The following is an 807-nucleotide window of genomic DNA, read 5'->3' as shown; positions in this document are numbered from 1 at the left end:
CGCATGCTGATCGTCGATGTGCTTGAAGAGCTGGGATACGTCGCCATTGAGGCAGGAGACGGCATCGCCGGCCTTAAAGTGCTGCAGTCCGATCTCCGTGTCGACCTGCTCGTCACCGATGTCGGCATGCCGGGCATGAACGGGCGGCAGCTGGCGGATGCGGGCCGAGCCTTACGGCCCGATCTCCGCATCCTCTACATCACAGGCTATGCCGAGGCGGCCGTGGTCAGCCACGGGCATCTTGAGCCGGGCATGGCCGTCATCACCAAGCCGTTCGCCCTCGACGCGGTCGCCAACAAGGTAAAGTTGTTAATCGACGGAGCGGCAAACCGGGCATGACCACCGAGATCAACGAAGTCGCCCGCCTCAGGGCCGAGATCGACGCCGTACACCGCCGGGAGGCCCTGGCGCTCGAATATGGGCAGCGCGTGCAGACCGCGCTCGCAGCTAATGCGATCATCGGTACCTGGAACTGGCACCCTTTGAGGGACCGTTTCACCGTTGACGAAAACTTCGCCCACTCCTTCGGCGTCGATCCGAACCTGGTACATCAAGACCTTACCCTGGACCAAGTCCTAGCCACCGTGCATCCCGAAGACCGGCCCGGGCTCGACGAAGCGATCGAGGCGACCGTCGCGCGCGGCGGGGCCTACGCGCACCAGTACCGCGTCCGGCGGGCAGACGGAGTATATCACTGGATTGAGGCCAATGGACGGGTGGATTTCGGACCGGACGGCCAGCCGAACAGTTTCCCCGGCATCCTGATCGACGTCGAGGCCAAGCGAAGCCTGGAAGAGGAACGCGACA

2 protein-coding genes are annotated in these 807 nt (G+C 63.8%); both read left to right on the top strand.

What is annotated here, in order from left to right:
• Window positions 1-339: response regulator (locus P7D22_RS23205; RefSeq protein ID WP_319936603.1), on the top strand; the 339-nt coding region annotated here is incomplete at its 5' end.
• Window positions 336-807 (top strand): PAS domain-containing protein (locus P7D22_RS23200; RefSeq protein ID WP_319936602.1); only part of this gene is annotated, 472 nt, incomplete at its 3' end. The genes P7D22_RS23205 and P7D22_RS23200, both read left to right, overlap by 4 nt.

The organism is Lichenihabitans sp. Uapishka_5, from assembly GCF_033947565.1.
Classification (GTDB): domain Bacteria; phylum Pseudomonadota; class Alphaproteobacteria; order Rhizobiales; family Beijerinckiaceae; genus Lichenihabitans.
This window is presented reverse-complemented; position numbering and strand designations above follow the sequence as displayed.